The 16256-nt window shown below is 55.1% G+C and carries 19 protein-coding genes and 2 pseudogenes; 8 read left to right on the top strand and 13 right to left on the bottom strand.

Annotated features, from left to right (window positions below; translation table 11 throughout):
- The 3 genes and pseudogenes from PSCS_RS04625 to PSCS_RS04615 all read right to left on the bottom strand — a co-directional run.
- Window positions 1-452: transposase family protein (locus tag PSCS_RS04625; protein ID WP_198544290.1), on the bottom strand; the 452-nt coding region annotated here is incomplete at its 3' end.
- Between the two features lie 21 nt (window positions 453-473).
- Window positions 474-990 (bottom strand): annotated as a pseudogene (lspA, locus tag PSCS_RS04620) (signal peptidase II).
- Window positions 991-993: 3 nt separating this feature from the next.
- Window positions 994-1890, bottom strand: a complete 897-nt coding sequence (locus PSCS_RS04615; protein ID WP_068810633.1) for a cation transporter — start codon at window positions 1888-1890, stop codon at window positions 994-996.
- A 95-nt stretch (window positions 1891-1985) separates the two neighbouring features.
- Between PSCS_RS04615 and cadR the strand changes: the two are divergent.
- Window positions 1986-2390, top strand: a pseudogene (cadR, locus tag PSCS_RS04610) (Cd(II)/Pb(II)-responsive transcriptional regulator); the annotation flags it as partial.
- Window positions 2391-2484: 94 nt separating this feature from the next.
- Here cadR and PSCS_RS16430 read toward each other — a convergent pair.
- From PSCS_RS16430 to merR, 10 genes are all read right to left on the bottom strand, one after another.
- Window positions 2485-2760 carry a P-type ATPase gene (locus PSCS_RS16430; RefSeq protein WP_068893795.1) on the bottom strand — a complete coding sequence of 92 codons (276 nt, stop codon included), beginning with the start codon at window positions 2758-2760 and terminating at the stop codon, window positions 2485-2487.
- A 72-nt stretch (window positions 2761-2832) separates the two neighbouring features.
- Entirely contained in the window at window positions 2833-2961 is a 129-nt protein-coding gene (locus tag PSCS_RS16425) for a hypothetical protein (protein ID WP_397387147.1), read from the bottom strand.
- Between the two features lie 273 nt (window positions 2962-3234).
- Complete coding sequence (locus tag PSCS_RS16420; protein WP_397387148.1) at window positions 3235-3432, bottom strand: DUF2933 domain-containing protein; 198 nt, start codon at window positions 3430-3432, stop codon at window positions 3235-3237.
- 214 nt (window positions 3433-3646) lie between these two features.
- Window positions 3647-3976: a hypothetical protein gene (locus tag PSCS_RS04595; RefSeq protein WP_068810630.1), complete on the bottom strand. Its 330-nt coding sequence runs from the start codon at window positions 3974-3976 to the stop codon at window positions 3647-3649.
- 60 nt (window positions 3977-4036) lie between these two features.
- On the bottom strand, window positions 4037-4861 hold the full coding sequence (locus PSCS_RS16085) for a copper-binding protein (protein WP_229694563.1): 825 nt from the start codon (window positions 4859-4861) through the stop codon (window positions 4037-4039).
- 61 nt (window positions 4862-4922) lie between these two features.
- Window positions 4923-8057, bottom strand: a complete 3135-nt coding sequence (locus PSCS_RS04585; RefSeq protein WP_068810629.1) for an efflux RND transporter permease subunit — start codon at window positions 8055-8057, stop codon at window positions 4923-4925.
- A complete protein-coding gene (locus tag PSCS_RS04580; RefSeq protein WP_068893797.1) occupies window positions 8054-9553 on the bottom strand; it encodes an efflux RND transporter periplasmic adaptor subunit in 1500 nt (499 codons plus the stop codon). Before PSCS_RS04580 ends, PSCS_RS04585 begins: the two co-directional genes overlap by 4 nt.
- Before the next feature lie 32 nt (window positions 9554-9585).
- Complete coding sequence (locus tag PSCS_RS04575; protein WP_068810627.1) at window positions 9586-10911, bottom strand: TolC family protein; 1326 nt, start codon at window positions 10909-10911, stop codon at window positions 9586-9588.
- A gap of 82 nt (window positions 10912-10993) precedes the next feature.
- Window positions 10994-11335, bottom strand: a complete 342-nt coding sequence (locus PSCS_RS04570) for a hypothetical protein (RefSeq protein WP_157885621.1) — start codon at window positions 11333-11335, stop codon at window positions 10994-10996.
- A 505-nt stretch (window positions 11336-11840) separates the two neighbouring features.
- Window positions 11841-12296, bottom strand: coding sequence for an Hg(II)-responsive transcriptional regulator (gene merR, locus PSCS_RS04565; RefSeq protein ID WP_068810625.1), 456 nt, complete (start codon window positions 12294-12296; stop codon window positions 11841-11843).
- 72 nt (window positions 12297-12368) lie between these two features.
- Here merR and merT point away from each other — a divergent pair, with 72 nt between their 5' ends.
- From merT to PSCS_RS04530, 7 genes are all read left to right on the top strand, one after another.
- On the top strand, window positions 12369-12719 hold the full coding sequence (gene merT / locus PSCS_RS04560; protein ID WP_068810624.1) for a mercuric ion transporter MerT: 351 nt from the start codon (window positions 12369-12371) through the stop codon (window positions 12717-12719).
- 14 nt (window positions 12720-12733) lie between these two features.
- Window positions 12734-13042: a mercury resistance system periplasmic binding protein MerP gene (gene merP, locus PSCS_RS04555; RefSeq protein WP_068810623.1), complete on the top strand. Its 309-nt coding sequence runs from the start codon at window positions 12734-12736 to the stop codon at window positions 13040-13042.
- A 13-nt stretch (window positions 13043-13055) separates the two neighbouring features.
- Entirely contained in the window at window positions 13056-14462 is a 1407-nt protein-coding gene (gene merA / locus PSCS_RS04550; RefSeq protein ID WP_068810622.1) for a mercury(II) reductase, read from the top strand.
- A gap of 57 nt (window positions 14463-14519) precedes the next feature.
- Window positions 14520-14960, top strand: a complete 441-nt coding sequence (merC, locus tag PSCS_RS04545; protein WP_068810621.1) for an organomercurial transporter MerC — start codon at window positions 14520-14522, stop codon at window positions 14958-14960.
- A complete protein-coding gene (locus PSCS_RS04540) occupies window positions 14953-15159 on the top strand; it encodes an FAD-dependent oxidoreductase (protein ID WP_068810620.1) in 207 nt (68 codons plus the stop codon). The genes merC and PSCS_RS04540 overlap by 8 nt, the downstream gene beginning before the upstream one ends.
- Window positions 15160-15217: 58 nt before the next feature.
- Complete coding sequence (locus tag PSCS_RS04535; RefSeq protein ID WP_068810619.1) at window positions 15218-15433, top strand: hypothetical protein; 216 nt, start codon at window positions 15218-15220, stop codon at window positions 15431-15433.
- A gap of 425 nt (window positions 15434-15858) precedes the next feature.
- On the top strand, window positions 15859-16256 hold a 398-nt coding region (locus PSCS_RS04530; protein ID WP_198544289.1), incomplete at its 3' end, for a transposase.

Raw genomic sequence — 16256 nt, 5'->3', positions numbered from 1 at the left:
ATGCGGGGCGTCTCGAAGCGGTGCCAGCGCCCCAGGAACTCGGCGCGGGCGTTGAAGATGTCGCGCACCGTCTTCTCGTCCAGGCCGGTCTGTGCCGCCACAAAGGTGTAGGGGTGGTTGAAGGATTCCTTCTCCACGTACTCATGCAGCCGCAGTGTCATACGGAATCCGTCCACCATCTCCGGTAGCTGGGGCCTGAATGTTGTCTTGCAGGCCCGGCAGGTGTATCGGCGGCGGACCACCCAGAGAGTGACCCGCTTGCCGTGGATGGGCAGATCACGATAGGGAACGTCACGCTTGCCGAACCGTACGAACTCACCCTGCACGCCGCATTCCTCGCAGGCGATGGGATCGGGCACGTCCACCTGGAAGTGCATTTCGTCGCCGGCTGATTTGCAGCCCTGTACTTGGTATTGCGGCAGGTGCAGGATGTTGTCGGGAAGTTCGGTCATGGTCTTATATAAGCATAGGTGTCAGTCAGATCCATCCGGCTCGGCATTGGTGTTTGTTTTTTTACCCAACAAGCTGCCGGAACTAAAAGTAAGACACCGAGGACAATTGCAATATCAGCCAGGTTGAAGACCGGCCAATGCCGTTCTCGCAAATAGAAATCAAAGGAATCCACAACATAATCACGAAAGACTCGGTCAATCAGGTTGCCCATGGCGCCACCGAGGATAGGACTGTAAGCGATAGCTTCTCCTTTATGATGATTTTCAAGGATCACCTTGATCAGAAAAATCGAGACCATCACCGCGATTCCGATAAAAAGTTGCGTTGCCAGCCTCCACCATTCGCAAAAAGACTGAATGCGCCACCGGTGTTACATAGGTGCACCAAGTTAAAGAGCGGGGTCACCGAAATATAAATATACTCGCCATAGGCCCTTGATTGCTGCATCAGCCACTTTTCAGCCTGATCAGACGCTGCCCGCAGGCCCGATATGGACAATAAGGCATACGGCGAGAGCTTTCTGCCAATAATGAGCATTATTTAATCTTTCAACGCCAGAATGCGTCTGGCGCCGTTAAGTACAATGACTCCCGCGATGGTGCCGATAATCAGATCCGGATAATTGGAGCCGGTCCACGCGACCAGGGCGCCGGCGGTGATGACCCCCAGGTTGATCACCACGTCGTTGGCCGAGAATATCCAGCTTGCCTTCATGTGCGCCCCGCCTTCCCGATGTTTGGATATGAGCAGCAGACAACTGGTATTGGCAATCAATGCGACGAATGCGATAGCCATCATCACCAGCGATTCAGGCTCACTACCGAATACAAAGCGTCTCACCACCTCTACGAGCACGCCCACAGCCAAGATCAGTTGCAGTACACCAGCAAGATGCGCGGCACGTACCTGCATTTTCACGCTATGTCCAACCGCATAAAGGGCAAGCCCGTACACCGCCGCATCGGCAAAATTGTCCAGGGATTCTCCAATCAGGCCGGTGGACTGGGCGATCAGACCGGCAGTCATTTCCACCACGAACAGAAGTGCATTGATGCCGAGCAACCAGCGCAGGGTCCCGGATTCTTGCTTAGCAGAAGCTGCCGAAAACTCGGCGGCCTTGATGGTCTCCGGATTTGCAGCGACGGTTTCCTGAAGCGAGGCGCCTAGCCCCAAGGTCTTCAGTTTCGAGGTGACGGGCTCGACCTCGCCGTCATGCACGACCTTCAGCCGGCGGTTCGACAAGTCGAAGGACAGCGCCCGAATCTCCTCAAAGCCGTTCAGGGCTAGGCGAATCATTCGTTCTTCTGATGGACAGTCCATCTTCGGCACGGCATAAACACTGACCCATCTCCCTGGCGCCTCGGAGGAGGCCTGTATATCGGTATCCGCTGCGGACGTTGCATCACCGCCACAGGCGCCACCACAGGATTTGCTCATGATACGACTCCACTTGAACAATGTTGTGGTACCATTTAAAACTATAAAGCTACTATAAGGTCAATAGAGTAAAGAATCCGTTGGGGAGGAGGCTGATGCGCATTGGTCAGTTGGCGCAGTTGGTAGGGGTCGAAACACAGACGATCCGCTTCTATGAACAGCAGGGCTTGTTGTCGCCGCCTGATCGGCAAGACAACCGTTACCGTGTCTATACCGAGAAGCATGGTGAGGAGCTGGCCTTCATCCGTCGCTGCAGAATCTTGGGCCTGTCACTGGCTGAGATTCACGAACTACAGAGCTATCAGGACGATCCTCATCAGCCTTGTACCGCCGTCAATGCCTTGCTCGATGATCACATCTCTCATGTGCGCTCGCAGATAACCGCTCTACAGGCGCTTGAGAAACAACTCGTTTCACTAAGAGCGCGTTGCAACGATGACCGGGAAGTTAAGGCGTGTGGGGTTCTTGCTGGAATTAGCGAAGGAAACATGCACCAGCAGCAGGTGAGGCATCAACCAGATAATCCGATGAGTTGCCGATTTGTCTCACTCTCATGCAGAGGTAAAATCAACCATTTAATCGGCTTACCCGATATTAGTTAAGTCTGGGCCGACCGCATTCTACAGCAATACCTGCAGCACCAGGTTTGAGAGAGTCGAGAGCTGGGGCTCTGACAGCCTCATGGATGACGCAGGCGGCCTCTAACTCCTGCTTCCCGCTTCGGCTGTATGTGTGAACCTTGTAACCAGGATCAGTCCAATTTACAGTGCCCCCAATCAGCCTATCACCCTTGGCTTTTTGCACGGGCATTGGTTCACCGTTGACCATCGACTCATCAACGTGGTTCTCGCCCTCTGCCCAGGGCTCCATCAACCGGAACTTTCTCGCCCGGCCGACTGCGCAAGCGGTCACCAGCCGGTATGGCTTCTACCGCGAATCCTCTTACCCTCCTGCGATCAGGTGATTGGCTGTCTTTGTTGCCAACTCTAACAGTGCCTTGATGGCTCCGCCAGTACGCTCACGCGCCTTAAGCTCTAGTGTCTGGACCAGCAGCACCAACACAACAATCACTGCGGCCGCTTCAAAGTAAACCGGTACTACGCCAACCGACCTGAAGGCGACGGGGAAGATGACCGAGGGCCTGTTTACCGTATTTCCGGGAGCATGGGACAGGTATGGATCAGGGCAGCTGCGCTCCCGCCAATCGGGACCGATGCGGCCTCGTCTCCATCATGCGTTTCCTTGCCGCGATGACAGTTTCCCGTGTGATGGGTTCTTGCTAATTTTGCCGACGCGGCAGTCTCAAACCATATTGATATCTACCAGACGACTTGGTTATATTCCTTACCCACCCGACTCCCCGTCGTCGTCTCCGGAGTTCTCCGTCATCCCACGCATCATAAAGAACATTATCGCAGGGCAGAGGAAAAACAGCAGAATGAGAAACATTGTGCTGGCGGGAAATTGGCGCTCCCCCAAAAATAAAAACCCCACAACTGCTCCGACTGCGATTACCACAGACCATAATAGCCAGTTGTTCATAGTGCTCTTGTGTTGCTTATCGTGATCACCCATGATGCTCTCCCAAGTTTCGATATGTGACTGGTTGCTGCCCGCCACGAAGGCCTGACGCCAAGAAGCTACAGTTCGTAAATCTCAAACCCCTTGGTCGCCGACCCGGCAGCATTTGCCACCGGGGTCGGCTGGATAGACTCAACTAATTTCAGGGCAGTTCTTTTACAGAGCTGATTGCGGTTCAATTATCATCCCGCATCATCCCATCCATCATCTTCTGCATCATGTCCATACCATGTTGCATGCTCTCCATGTGCACTTGCATGAGCTCAGCGCGCCGTTCAGGATTCTCCTCCTGGCGGATTTCCTCCATCGTGGTCTTCATCCCCTGCATGTGCTCCTGCATAGCAGTCTTTTGCTCCTCGTTCATCATATTCATCATGCCATCCTGCATCATCGAGCAATGTCTGCTGTTGCCAGACTCTCCAGCTTCACGCTCTTCAGAATCCTGGGCAAACACAGGCACCGCCAGCACCAGCGCAGTAGCGCCGAAAACAGTAGATAGTTTCATCTCTTCCTCCTGAAAATTTTCAGTTTCGGTTAAGTCATCGTATTGGGTGACGACTTTTCATTAAGACTGATCTGCCAGAGATTTCACGCTCGCATAAATCTCACTGGAACCATCCTTTTTTAGCAGCAAAATATCGTAAGGCGTGAATTTACCGCCCGCCTCCATGCCCGGACTGCCCAACGGCATGCCGGGTACTGCCAGTCCAAGCGCCCCGGCTGGTTTCTGCGTCAGGAACTGCTCAACATATTTCGCCGGCACATGGCCTTCAAAGACGTAACCTTCTGCTGAGACGGTGGTGTGGCAGGACTGGTGGACGGGCTTGATGCCCAGACTCGTCTTTTTGGCATTGAGATCCTGCGGATGATGAACTTCGGTGCTGAAGCCATGCTTGTCCATGTGCTCCAACCAGCCCGCGCAACAGCCACAGGATGGATTCTTGTAGACCCCGAGCGTATTGACGGGCCCGATCTCAACGACCACCTGCCCCCCTGCTTCCGGGCGAACAGCCATAAATTCAACTTCCGATCCCTCCTGTAGTTGTGACATGTCCACGTCCTCGGCCACATCGAACGTCATGGTCATCGGCGGCCATTGCCACTGCGCAATGGCCTCATGAGCTAGCGTCACTTTTCGGTTTTCCTTCTCCATACCGACGACAGTTCCTCGGCCTTTGACCGGCTCCCCGCTCTCGGTGTCATTGTCTGTCATGGGCATCGACATCTCTTGAGGCGCCGCCTGTGCGAGCATCATTCCGCGGCGAGTCTCCGACGAGAGAGTCTCTTTGTCCGGCATGACCGACAGGTGCGCCTGCGCCTGTAGAGTGCCAGACACAGCAGAGCCGATACCGAGTAATCCCATGGCCGTAAATAAACAAAGCTTTTTCATTTGCATCTCCATTTCAGGTTATCAAACATCAAAAAGTAGTCCTGCTTTCTCTTTCGTCCATTCACTTGTGAAGCTGCGCGCGCAATAGCCATTTCTGCCACAAAAAGTAGACCGCAGGCAGCACAAGCAGAGTCAGCACCAGGGTGCTGATCATGCCGCCTACCATCGGTGCAGCGATCCGTTTCATGATTTCGCCGCCGGTGCCGTGCCCTTGCATGATCGGCAACAGACCTGCCGTGATTGCAGCGACCGTCATCACAATGGGTCGTAGTCGTTGCAGCGCGCCTGCGGCTATCGCCTCACGTAGTCCTTCTACTGACGCACCGCCGTTTTCTTGTGCCTGTTCAAGATAACGGGCCCGGTACTGGTTCAGGTAAATAAGCATGATCACGCCGATCTCAACCGCAACACCCGCCAGTGCGATGAACCCGACGGCGACGGCAACCGACAGATCAAAGGCTAGCCACCACAGCAACCAGCTGCTGCCGGCAATTGCCATTGGCAGCGTAGCCATGATGATCAATACTTCACCCAGCCGTCGAAACGCCAGGTACAATAGAAAGGCAATGATAAGTAGAGTCAACGGTACCACCAGCGTCAGCCTTTCTTTGGCGCGTTCCATGTATTCATACTGACCGGACCAGGTCAGCGAATATCCGGCTGGCAATTCCAGATTCTCCGCCAGGTGTTGCTGTGCGGCCTGGACGTAGGAGCCAATATCGCGCTCAGCGATATCCACGTAGACCCAACCGGTCGGTCGCGAATTCTCGCTTTTGATCATCGGTGGTCCGTCTTCTATTTCTATCTGTGCCACATCACCCAAGCGAATGCGCTCGCCTTCTGACGTCAATACGGGCAAGTCCCTGATGGTATCGATAGAGCCGCGAACTTCCTGCGGATAACGCACGTTGATCGGGAAGCGCTCAAGCCCTTCAATGGTTTCGGAGACGTTCATGCCGCCAATCGCAGAAGAAATAACCGCCTGCACGTCGTTGATATTCAAACCATGGCGGGCAGCTGCCGCCCGATCAATGTCCACGGTGACATAACGTCCCCCAGCAACGCGCTCGGCAAACACGCTTGCCGTCCCCTGTACCTGCGGCAGTAGTGCTTCAATATCTGCACCAACGCTCTGTATCACAGGCAGGTCAGGGCCCCCGATCTTGATCCCTACCGGCGTCTTGATACCGGTGGCCAGCATATCGATGCGGGTCTTGATCGGCATGACCCAGGCATTGGTGACGCCCGGTAGATCCACCGTGCGCTGGATCTCCTCACGGATGCTCTCGATGGTCATGCCCTCACGCCACTCCGACTCAGGCTTGAAGCGTATGATGGTCTCTATCATGCTCAGGGGCGCCGGGTCAGTAGCTGTATCGGCACGCCCGATTTTGCCGAACACCTGTGCCACTTCGGGTACAGACTTGATCAGGCGATCTGTCTGCTGCAGCAATTGTGTTGCCTCACCAATGGACAAGCCCGGCCGGGTGGTGGGCATGTACATCCAATCCCCTTCATCCAGTGGCGGCATGAACTCTGACCCGAGTCGGGACAGTGGCCAGATTGCTGATGTCATCACTAGGATGCCAGCGGCGACCATCACCCATGGCGCACGCATGACCAGCCTGATCACGGGCCGGTAAATCCAGCTTAGAAGTCGATTCACCGGATTTCTGTTCTCAGGCATGATTTTGCCTCGGATCAGATAGCCCATCAGTACCGGTACAACGGTTATCGACAGAATAGCGGCGGCAGCCATCGCGTAAGTCTTGGTGAACGCCAGCGGTGCAAACAGCCGCCCCTCCTGTGCCTCCAGCGTGAACACCGGCAGAAAGCTGGAGGTGATGATCAGCAGCGAGAAAAACAGGGCCGGACCCACTTCGGCAGAGGCTTTCGCAATAACACCCCAGCGGTCGGTTTTTGCCTTTTCGGGATCATGCTCCAGATGTTTGTGCACGTTCTCGATCATCACAATAGCGCCATCGACCATCGCGCCAATGGCAATGGCGATACCGCCCAGCGACATGATGTTGGCGTTAAGATCCTGGCCGCGCATGATCAGCAGTGCCGCCAATATCCCAAGCGGCAGTGTGGCAATGGCAACCAGTGATGAGCGCAAATGGAATAAAAACAGCGCGCAGATAAAAGCGACCACCGCAAACTCTTCAAGCAGCTTGGTGTATAGGTTATCGACCGACCTGCCAATCAGCTCTGAGCGATCATAGGTGGGAACAACCTCCACCCCGTCCGGCAGGCTTCCCTGTAGTTCAGCCAGCCTTTGTTTCACGGCGGCGATGGTGGCCTGGGCATTCTCACCAGAACGCATGACAATAATGCCACCGGCAACTTCGCCTTCCCCGTTCAGATCCGCGACACCCCGGCGCAACTGGGGACCAGTCTGCACCTGGGCAACATCGCCCAACAGCACCGCAGTACCGTCCTGTGTCACTTTCAGGGGGATCGCCCGCAGGTCCTCCAGACCCTCGACATAACCTGTCGCCCTGACCATGAACTCCGTTTCCGCCATCTCGATGACAGACCCGCCCACTTCCTGGTTGCCGGTCCGAATCGCCTGGTTCACAGCGGACAAGGTCAGGCCATAGGCGCTCAGGCGATCCGGATCAACAATCACTTGATACTGCTTGACCATACCACCGACGGAGGCAACCTCCGACACCCCTGCCACGGTTTGCAGCTCGTACTTCAGGAACCAGTCCTGGATTGCGCGTAGTTGCGACAGGTCACGCTGATTGGTTCTGTCCACCAAGGCATACTCATAGACCCAGCCTACGCCGGTGGCGTCCGGGCCAAGCGCCGGCGTTACGCCGGGGGGCAAGCGGGAACTGACCTGGCTCAGATATTCCAGCACCCGGCTACGGGCCCAGTAGGGATCCGTATCGTCATCGAAAATGATGTAGACGTAGGAGTCGCCGAAAAAAGAATAACCTCGCACTGTCTCCGCACCGGGCACCGAAAGCATGGCCGTGGTCAGCGGATAGGTAACCTGATCCTCGACAACCTGTGGCGCCTGGCCGGCAAACGGGGTACGGATGATAACCTGCACATCAGACAGATCAGGTAAGGCATCGACCGGCATGGTGCGCAGATTCAAAAGACCAGCAATGGTCAACAGGAGGGCGGCAACCAGCACCAGCCCGCGATTGCGCAGGGAGGCGCGAATGACAGCTTCAATCATTGCGTGTCCCCTTGTGTTGGCATCCCAGCCCGGCGCAGCTCAGTGATACTGTAACCGCCATCAGGCATCGGCATGAAATCGAATTCGATCTCATCGCCTTCAGCGAAGCTCGACAGGTCTATGGTTGGCATGGTTTGGAACCCCATGGTCATTGGCGGCCAATTGAGGGCGGGTATGGGACCGTGGCTTAGCGTCACTCCATTGTCGTTGATGCTCTGAATAGTGCCGATCCCGGTCAAGGTTTCCGGTTCTGTTTCAGTGTTTTCATCCTGACTATCGGACTGTTCAGGGTCAGACTCAACCGCATTAAGTCGCGCCATGGCCTGTTCGCCGTTCGCTTCAGAGTCCAGCAAAAACTGACCCGAAGTGACGATCTCCGTGCCATCGCTCAGTCCGGCCAGAATTTCAATCCGATCGCCGCTGACAACACCGGTGCGAACCGGCTGCACATTAAAGCGACCATTGCCCGCCGCAGTCAATACACGGGCACCCTGGCCGGACCGAATGACGGCTTCCCTTGGCACACTGATAATATCCGGACGTGGCGGCCCTTCGACCCGGACGCTGGCGAACATGTTGGGTTTCAGCCTGTGCCCGGGATTGTTAAGTGCCAACCGCAGACGCAGACTTCGGGTGACGGGGTCAAGTTCGGGATAGACAAGTGCCACCTGGCCCTGCCACGTTTCGCCAGGGAAGGCTGGAAATTCGGCAGTGACCGGCAGCCCCAATTCCATCCAGGGCATCGTGGTTGCCGGTACCTCAACATCTATCCATATCTGGTTGAGTGAGGCCAACGTCAAGATGTTATTGGTGGGCGTCACATAACTGCCTTCACGCGCACCAATGCCTGACACCACTGCGTCTGATGCAGCGCGATAAGCAAGCCGAGCACTGACTTCATTATTGCTGGCGAGCTCTGCCACTTGCTCCCGTGTCACCCCAAGCGCAAGCAGTCGCTCCTCGGCCGCTCTGCGCAGAGACGAATTTCCGGCAGCATTCAGGTATTCGCGCTGAGCGCTGACCAGTCGCGGTGCAAAAAGCTCATACAGGATTTGGCCCGCTTCGACACGATCACCGACGCTAGCAACATTGAACTGCTCCAGCCATCCTTCGGCCCGGGGATGCAGCATCTGGATAGTTGATTGATCCCACGCGGTATAACCAACTGCGTCAACTTGCTGTCGGAATTCACCCGATGTTGCCATCCCCAGACGCACGCCCAGATTCTGCTGCACAGTAGGGGAGATTGAGACATCGGCGCCATCGTCACCTCCCTCATAGACCGGCACCAGGTCCATACCCATGGGAGAGAGACCGGGCTCATCCCGTCTATAATCAGGATCCATCGGGGCTACCCAATACAGAGGTTGTCTTGATGCCGAAGTTGTCTGTGATTCAGTCATGCCGTCTTGTTCAGGCATCAAAAAAATATAGATGGCCAAGCTTGCCAGCACTGCTGCAACAACCCCGCCAATAAGCATGTTTCGTTGACTCATGATTCTTCTCTCTTCATTAGATTCAATAATATTTATAAGGACGCAGGATCAAGAGGCCAGAGCTGTCCGCCGACCAGTCGATCAATTTCAGCGTGCGCCTGGTACTGGCTGGCCAGGGAATTGGATAGCAATAACCGCGCTTCCAGCAGGGCCTGCTCTGCCTGAATGACATTGGAGAAGTCTGCGATGCCTTGCTGATAGTCAGACTGCGACGCCGCGAGAGTTTGAGTTGCCTTGGGTATCAATTGATCACGGGCCAGTTCAATTGCATGATGCGCCTCCCTTGCCCAGGACAGCTGCTGCGCAAGCTCGGATAGCAGCTGGTTCCTCAGGTAATTGATGTCTGATTGCGCGCTGTTGTAGCGATAATCCGACGCTGCTTTACGTGCTGATCGTTTGCCGAAATCCAGTGGTATGTTCACCGACACACCTACCTGGAGACGCAGATCACTGGCGTTCCACAACTCGTTGTAGCCCACATTGACCTGTACATCAGGGTAGTCATTTTTATACGTCAGGGCGCGATCAGCCCGCGCGGCATCCACATCGGCCCGAGCCGATTGCAGCGCAGGATGTGCTTGCTCCAACCAGTTTCTTAGTATTTCCTCGGATGGCAACGCCGGGGGCCGGGGTTCGCCTTGAGCGGCGGCGATCTCAGCAATTGCTGGACGATTGCGTAACGCGTTAATACGCGCCCTGATGCGTTCCAATTGCTGTTCAAGAACGATGCCACGATGATCAGCCCGGATCTGAGCCGTTTGCACCTGAAGCAGATCCTGTTGCAGGCCGGCGCCGCTGGCGTATTGGGTCTCAATCACGTTCTCCAGCTCTGTAAGCAGCCTCTGCTGTTCACGGTTGATGGTTAACGCCTGGTGAACATCCCACCAGCTTGCCCAATGCAAACGGCCAGCTGCGATCAATTGCAGTTGCAGATCATCTGTTGAAAAGTGCGCCGCAGCACTTTGCGCCTGCGCCAATTCCGTGCGCAATTGGCGCTTACCCGCCCACGGGATATTCTGGCTGAGTTGAATAACCTGGCGCACCCCCAAGGCATTTCCCAAGGCGCTGGGGATGTTCTGTCCAATGGTTGCCGGTGCCACCGAGTAGCTGACTCGGGGATCGTCAAGCGCGCCGGCATTGACGATTTCCTCGTTGCGGGCAAGCGCTTCCAAACGCTGAGCAGCCAGACCGGGGTTTAGCTGGAGGATGTCCTGAATCAGTTCCTCGGACGTAAGGCCTTCGGTCTCTTGTGCGGCTACTGGCAAGAAAACGAGTGAGGCCGCCAGCGCAAGTAAAAGCAGGCCGGACTTAAATCCGGAAACGAAAAATAATCTGATCCGTGTTTGAGGATAATGCATTGTTGAACTCCGATGTTGAACAAAAAGCAGGTCCCGCAGGAATATCCTGCCAGTCTGACTTGGTCACAAATACGGAGTGCTGTTAAATGCGGTAGCGCTGGGTTGCCTGGTAAACAGGCAGAGGGGTGGGGAGATGCTCACCATTGGCTGAGGCAAAAGATGTACTGACGCGCGGAACGCGCAGAACGGTGAGCATAAGCAGTGCAATGGCTGGCGTCAGGTCTTGTAATCCCTGTTTATCTTTCACCAACACATGGTCGTTACCCGGGTCGGCATCGGCCTCGGGCGATGGCTTGATCTGCAGCGATGCCTTCAGAGTGAAGCAATTATCCGTAGGCATTCCGGCGGAATCTGGCACCTGGATTTCCGGGCTGTTCTGCCTGACAAGGCAGCATTCATGCACAGGTTCCTGCATGTCGGGCATATCGGGCATCATCGTGCAAGCGAAAGCTGACTGAACGTTCAGCAGTAGACTGGCCACAAAAAGCCATGTCAATAATTGGTATATATTTCGATTGCGATGTTTGATCATAACGGCAACGTTTAATTTAAACTTGACATGTGGGAAATCGACATATCAGACCTGCCAGAATACATTTATCAGCAACAGATGTAAAGCTAGCACGTTACCCACTGGTGTAAAACTGACATGTAGCCTGCTGGTCGTGACATTCACAGCAGGCTCGGGGCACGTCATCCAATGTCAGAGTCCCGGGAGTCTGTTCTGACTCCGTTTCCTGGGCCACACGCTCATTCAAGCCCAGGGTGGCGCCCTAGGGTTCTGTGAAAATGCACCCGCTATGGCGGCGGCGCCGTTGTCAATAATGGCAATATGGAGAGGCCATTTATTTGCACGCTTACTCTACACTAGGCCACCAAAGCCGCTTTTTCTTCGGGTGTGTATCGTAGGCTGCGCTGAACCCCGTCGGCTAAGGGGTGGTGTTCGGTTTAGCAGGAGCAACTACATCATACTGTGGTATTCCTTCGTGCAGCGACGCAATCAGGGGGCAAGAGACATTGCCCTGCTGCGCGTGGCATTGACCGACCATTTCACTCAACACCGTCTCAATCCGCTTCAGTCTGGTGATCTTCTCTTGTACGCGCTGTAACTTGTGCTCGGCAAGAGCACTGGCTTCCTGACAGTGAGCGCCGTCCTCCAGCCGAAGCAGGTCGCTGATCTCATTGAGACTGAAGCCCAACTCTTTCGCCGTTTTCACGAACATCAACCGGTCTATATCGGTGGAATCATATCGGCGAATGCCACCCAGCGGTCGATCTGGCTTCTTTAACAGGCCTCGACTCTGATAGTAGCGGATTGTTTCAATATGTACGTCAGCAGCTTTAGCCAGGCCGCCGATGGTCATTGTAATTAATTTGTTCTGCATGGCATTGACTCCGTATCCAACTACGGATGTAACTTTAGCCTAGTAAAGAAAATCATGAAAGGAGCAAGCATCATGTCAATGTCGAATTCAGGGCGTGTCCCCCTAGCTGCGGGAGGTATTGCTGCGCTTTTGGCCTCGGCCTGCTGCCTTGGGCCCCTGGTGCTGATTACGCTGGGAATTTCCGGCGCCTGGATTGGTAACCTGGTGGCCTTGGAGCCCTACCGCCCGCTCTTCATCGGCATTGCAATTGTGGCTTTGCTCTTCGCGTGGCGCCGAGTCTTTCGACCACCACAGAAGTGCGCGCCGGCAGAGGTATGCGCCGTGCCTCGTGTCCGCGCGGCCTACAAGGTGGCTTTTTGGGTCGTATCGGTGCTGGTACTGATTGGCCTGGTATTCCCTTACGCTCTTCCACTGTTCTATTAATAGGAGATTTTCCCATGAAAATGCGATTCATTATGCTCTTGTTCATAACCCTGCTTAGCACGCCCGCCTGGGCTGCGCTGCAGACCGTGACACTTTCGGTGCCCGGCATGACCTGCCCTACTTGTCCGATTACCATCAAGGTGGCTCTAGGCCAAGTGGAAGGCGTCTCGCAGATCGACGTGGACTATCGAGAACGTGAAGCCGTGGTCACCTTCGACGACGCCCAGACATCCGTGGCGGCGTTGACCGAAGCCACCACCAACGCCGGCTTTCCATCGACCCTCAAATCCACGAACGCGAATGACAACGACTCATCTCAGTAAGGAAAGCCCTCATATGAGCGATAACAAAACCCTGCATATTGCGGTGATCGGCAGCGGCGGGGCGGCCATGGCGGCAGCCCTGAAGGTGGCCGAACGCGGAGCACGCGTTACCCTGATCGAGCGAGGCACCATCGGCGGCACCTGCGTGAATGTCGGCTGCGTGCCCTCGAAGATCATGATCCGCGCCGCGCATATAGCGCATCAGCGAAAGGAAAGCCCCTTCGACGAGGGATTGAGCGCCCGCGCACCTGTGGTGGATCGGGCGAAACTGCTCCAGCTACAGCAGGAACGTGTCGACGAGCTGCGTGATGCCAAGTATCAGCGGATTTTGCGCGACCACTCAGGCATCACGGTCCTGAACGGTGAGGCCCGCTTTCTCGATGCCAATCACCTGGCGGTCAGGCTGAATGAAGGTGACGAGCAGAGCGTCCGCTTCGATTGTGCTTTCATCGGCACTGGCGCCCGCCCGGCGGTGCCGCCGCTACCAGGGCTGGCTGAAACGCCCTACCTGACTTCCACCAGCGCAATGACACTGGAGGCTTTGCCAGAACGGTTGATTGTAATCGGCGCCGGATTTGTCGCTTTGGAGCTGGCTCAGGCTTTTGCCCGACTGGGTAGCCAGGTCACTGTCCTGGCCCGCAGCCATCTACTATCCAGTGAAGACCCTGCAATCGGCGAGGCCATTGAGGCAGCGTTCAAGCGCGAAGGCATAGAGGTGCTCAGGCAGACACAGGCCAGCCGTGTGGAATACACCGACAATGAATTTAGTCTCCACACCAGCGCTGGCACCCTGCGGGCAGATCAACTGTTGGTGGCCACCGGACGGACCCCCAATACCGAGGCCCTGAACCTGGAGGGTATCGGCGTGGAAACCTCCCGTGGTGCGATCCAGGTGGACGAACAACTTCAAACCACGGTCCCCGGTGTCTATGCCGCCGGTGACTGCACCGGTCAGCCGCAATTTGTTTACGTCGCCGCTGCCGGAGGCAGTCGGGCTGCTGTCAACATGACGGGAGGCAAGACAATCCTGGACCTCAGCGCCATGCCAGCCGTGATGTTTACCGACCCTCAGGTGGCCACCGTTGGCCTGACAGAAGCCGAGGCAATCAATCGAGGCTTCACCGTGGATACGCGTGTGCTGGATCTGGAGAATGTACCGCGCGCGCTGGTCAATTTCGACACCAATGGTTTAATAAAGATGGTGGCCGATCGCGACTCAGGAAAGTTGCTGGGTGTGCAGGCGGTAGCGGGAGACGCCGGTGAACTGATTCAGACGGCGGTCATGGCGCTGCGCGCGGGAATGACGGTGCAGGCTATCGGTGATGAGATGTTTCCTTATTTGACCATGGTGGAAGGCCTCAAGCTTTGCGCTCAGACGTTCACCAAGGATGTTAAACAGCTATCTTGTTGCGCTGCGTAGGAGAGTGTACGAGGTTGCATGAAATCATCCTTGAAATCGGTAATAAAGGAAGACAGTATGTTCAATAACTTGTCTAACATGATAGTCCGCATTGGTGACAAAGCTGGCTTTAGCGGGGCCCTGGTTGCAGGAATAGGATGTTCCGCGTGTTTCCCCGCACTGGGCGCTATAGGCGCGGCTTTGGGCTTAGGATTTCTCAGTCAGTGGGAATCGGTACTCGTGAGCTGGGTCATTCCGCTCATAGCCGTTCTGGTGATGGTCGTCAATGTGTTGGGGTACTTCAGTCACGGGCAGTGGCCTCGTGCAGCGCTGGGGTTGATTGGCCCGATATTAATATTGATCGGAGCCATAACGATGAGTGAATGGTATTTCTATCCGGGGCTTGGATTCATGCTGGGTGTCTCGGTCTGGGATATGGTTTCAGCCCGAAATAAACGATGTGAACCGAAAAACACGGGGGGCAGGTGCGAGCACAACGAGGAGAAAACAGGTGACTGACCAAACGTATGATTTAGTCGTGATTGGCACCGGCACTGCCGCCACCGTCACCGCGTTTGGTTGCCGCAAAGCCGGTCGGTCGGTAGCCATCAATGACCATCGGCCTTATGGTGGCACCTGCAGGCTGCGCGGCTGTGACCCGAAGAAGAAGCTGATCGCGGCCACCGAGGTAATCGATGGCTACGAGCGCATGAAATGACACTCCGCTGAAGTCGCCAATCTTCGGAAAAGCTCATAGAACGAAAACTGGAGGAACTATGACTAAGATGTTCGAGAAGCTGTTTTTTCTAATGCCAGGACTCTTAATGCCCACTCTTATTCTTGCCCAAGAGCCCGATCGCATGGGAGATGGCATGATGGAAGGCTGCATGATGCCGGGCATGGGTATCTTCATGGCAGTTATCTGGGTTTTTCTGATTGTTCTGCTGGTGGTTGCCATCTTGGCACTGATCAAATATTTAAGGAAAAAGTGATAAGCTGGAAAAGTATCTACTGGCGCATTGGGTTGAACGCTATAACGCGACTCATCCACATAAGGGCCTTGAAATGAAATCGCCACGCGAATATCGTGTGCTATCGATGGAGATATCACAATCATGTTGGCAGCCTGATAAGCAATTGAGCGAGCACATTTCAAAGTTCTCTGCTGCCCACTAAGCTGTAGCAATGCCAATCTAGCCGTTGATTTCCTTTGAACGTATCTACGAAACAGCGACCCAGCAATAGGGGCTTAGTTTCAAAGCAAGCGCAGCACTGATCGTGTTGCCCAGAAAACAACCCCTGCCATCAGATAAGGAGTTATAACTGAATCTGGTGTTCAGAGAGGTTGAAAAGAAGCGACGTATCTGGTTGATTTGTTGTCGCCAAACAAGTCAATCAACACGAGGAATACGCCGCTATGGACAAGAGTAACGTTGTTGGGTTTGCAGGTCGAGAGAAGAATGCCGATCCGTTGACACAATTACTTCGTCAAGGTGCCCGAGATTTGATTCAACAGGCCGTAGAAGCCGAGTTGTCAGAGTATTTACAACAATTCACAGAACGACGACTGGAAGATGGCCGTGCCGCAGTTGTGCGCAATGGCTACCAGCCGGAGCGCGACATTCAGACGGGGATCGGGCCTGTGACCGTCAAGGTGCCGAAGATTCGCGCCAAAGATGGTAAACCGGTCACCTTTCGCTCAGCGCTGGTACCGCCGTATGTGCGCAAGACGCGTTCGCTGGAGGCTGCTCTGCCGTGGCTGTATCTGAAAGGCGTCTCGACGGGCGAGATGGACAATGCATTGCAAGTGCTGGT

Source organism: Pseudohongiella nitratireducens, assembly GCF_001642735.1.
In the GTDB taxonomy this organism is placed as follows: domain Bacteria; phylum Pseudomonadota; class Gammaproteobacteria; order Pseudomonadales; family Pseudohongiellaceae; genus Pseudohongiella; species Pseudohongiella nitratireducens.
This window is presented reverse-complemented; position numbering and strand designations above follow the sequence as displayed.